Origin of the sequence: Verrucosispora sp. SN26_14.1 (genome assembly GCF_004307965.1) — a bacterium.
Taxonomy (GTDB): Bacteria; Actinomycetota; Actinomycetes; order Mycobacteriales; family Micromonosporaceae; genus Micromonospora.
The window spans coordinates 1-2,397 of the sequence record NZ_SISL01000667.1 but is presented as its reverse complement, the minus strand read 5'-3'; the positions used below and the strand labels follow the sequence as shown (position 1 = coordinate 2,397).

Genomic DNA, 2,397 nt, shown 5'->3' with positions numbered 1-2,397 from the left:
TCGCCACCGGCGCCGACCACCGGCGCCGCAGCGCCACCAGGCGTACGCCGAAGACCAGCGCCGCCGCGGCGGTGAGCGGGACCGGGCCGGTGCGGTCGAGGCCGTACAGGACCGCGACCACGATCGAGCCGACCAGTGCCGCGAGCGCGTAGATCTCCCGCCGTAGCACCACCGGGATCTCGGCGGTGAGCAGGTCACGGACCAGCCCACCGCCGATCGCGGTGAGCATGCCGATCAGGCAGGCACCGACGGGCGGGACCTGGGCTTCGAGGGCCTTGAGGGTGCCGACGACGGTGAACAGGCCCAGCCCGGCCGCGTCCAGCACCAGGACGGTGGTCCGCAGCCGGGCGAACTGCGGGTGCAGCCAGAAGATCGCCCCGGCGGTCAGCGCGGCGGTGGTCGCGTACCGCCAGTCGCCGAAGGCCAACGGCGGCGCCTCGTTGATGACCAGGTCACGGAAGATCCCACCGCCGAGGGCGGCGACGAAACCGACGAAGACCACGCCGAACAGATCGAGACGCTTGGCGACCGCCGCGGAGGCTCCCGAGGCGGCGAAGACCGCGACCCCGGCCAGGTCGGCCAGGAGCAGGGCGGTGGAGGTGGTCACCGCCGCAGGTTACGCGGGCGCACGGGCGGTCGGCCCGGGGTCACTCGCGGTACGAGTCGTAGATCTCTTTGCACTTGGGGCAGACCGGTGAACCCTTTTTGGGGGTCTTTGTCACCGGGAAGGTCTCTCCGCACAGCGCCACGACGAAGGTGCCCATGACGGCACTCTCGGCGATCTTTTCCTTCCGGACGTAGTGGAACATCTCCGGGCCGGTGTCGGCGTCCTTCAGCTCCGGACGCTCGAGGACCTCTGTGCTCACGTCTGCACCTCCGACCGACAAGTCTGGCAGGTCACTGTGGCCCCGGTCCACCTGAGGTGACCGGGGTGGCGGCAGTACGGTGGGCGACTGTGACCGACTTTCACCTTCGCCACGGCGTCGAGGTGGCCCAGGCGCTGCGCGAGCGGCGTCCTGTGGTCGCCCTGGAGAGCACCATCGTCTCGCACGGCCTGCCCCGGCCGGACAACCTGCGGGTGGCCCGGGAGATCGAACAGGCCGTCCGGGACGCGGGCGCCGTCCCGGCCACCATCGGGATGGTCTCCGGCGAACTCGTGGTGGGCCTCGACGACGACGAGCTGACCCGGCTGGCCACCGCCGAGGACGTGACCAAACTCTCCGTACGCGATCTCGCGGTGGCCGCCGCGACCGGCGCGGACGGTGCCACCACCGTGGCCGCGACCAGCGCGGTGGCGGCCCGGGCCGGGATCGGCGTGTTCGCCACCGGCGGCCTGGGCGGGGTGCACCGCGAGGCCGCGCAGACCTTCGACGAGTCCGCCGACCTGGTCACCCTCGCCCGGACGCCGATCGCGGTGGTCTGTGCCGGGGTCAAGTCGATCCTCGACGTGGGCGCGACGCTGGAGCGTCTGGAGACCCTCGGGGTGGCCGTGGTCGGCTACCGCACCCGCCGGTTCCCGGGCTTCTTCATCACCGACAGCGGCTTCGACCTGGACTGGTCGGTCGACTCGCCGGAGCTGATCGCCGACGCGCTGGCCGCCCGCGAGGCGCACGGCGTGCACCACGGCGGTCTGGTCGTCGCCAACCCGCTGCCGGTCGACGAGCAACTCGACCCGGACCTGCACGACCGGACGCTCGCCGAGGGGCTGGCCCGACTGGAGCGCGACGGGGTGAGCGGCAAGGCGGTCACCCCGTACCTGCTCTCCCACTTCCACTCCGCCACGGAGGGCGCCAGCCTGGCGGTCAACGTCCGGATCATCCTGCGCAACGCCGATCTCGCCGCCCGGATCGCGGTGGCCGCCACCACCCGGCGCGACAGCGCCACGGCGTGAGCGGATCCGGCGTACGGACCGGCACCGGAACGGGCCGCGTCAGCGCCGCCGGCCGGGTGCTGGTCGTCGGTGACGTGATCACCGACGTGGTGGCGGTGCTGACCACCCCGCTGGCCCGGGGCACGGACACGCCCGCGTCGATCCGGTTCACCGGTGGCGGGCAGGCCGCGAACACCGCCGCCTGGCTGACCACGCAGAACGTACCGGTGACGCTGGTCGGTGCCGTCGGCGACGACGGTGCGGGACGGGACCGGATCGCGGAGCTGACCGCCGTCGGCGTCGACTGCGCGGTGCGGACCGTGCCCGGGATCGGCACCGGCACGGTGATCGTGCTGGCCGGTGAGGACGAACGCACCATGGTCACCGAGCGCGGGGCGAACGTGCGGCTGCGCCCCGAGCAGGTCGACGCGGCCCTGGCCGAGGCGCCGGAGGCGAGCCACCTGCACCTGTCCGGGTACACCCTGCTGGACCCGGAGTCCCGCCCGGCGGGCCGGCACGCGCTGGCC

At 73.1% G+C, this 2,397-nt stretch carries 4 protein-coding genes; 2 read left to right on the top strand and 2 right to left on the bottom strand.

Annotated elements, in window-relative coordinates; translation table 11 throughout:
• Nucleotides 1-607 (bottom strand): trimeric intracellular cation channel family protein (locus EYA84_RS30640; RefSeq protein WP_131057696.1); only part of this gene is annotated, 607 nt, incomplete at its 3' end.
• Between the two features lie 40 nt (nt 608-647).
• Complete coding sequence (locus EYA84_RS30635; RefSeq protein ID WP_131057695.1) at nt 648-866, bottom strand: DUF3039 domain-containing protein; 219 nt, start codon at nt 864-866, stop codon at nt 648-650.
• A gap of 89 nt (nt 867-955) precedes the next feature.
• Between EYA84_RS30635 and EYA84_RS30630 the strand changes: the two genes are divergently transcribed.
• Nucleotides 956-1,891, top strand: a complete 936-nt coding sequence (locus tag EYA84_RS30630) for a pseudouridine-5'-phosphate glycosidase (protein ID WP_131057694.1) — start codon at nt 956-958, stop codon at nt 1,889-1,891.
• Nucleotides 1,888-2,397: carbohydrate kinase family protein (locus tag EYA84_RS30625; protein ID WP_236146056.1), on the top strand; the 510-nt coding region annotated here is incomplete at its 3' end. The genes EYA84_RS30630 and EYA84_RS30625, both read left to right, overlap by 4 nt.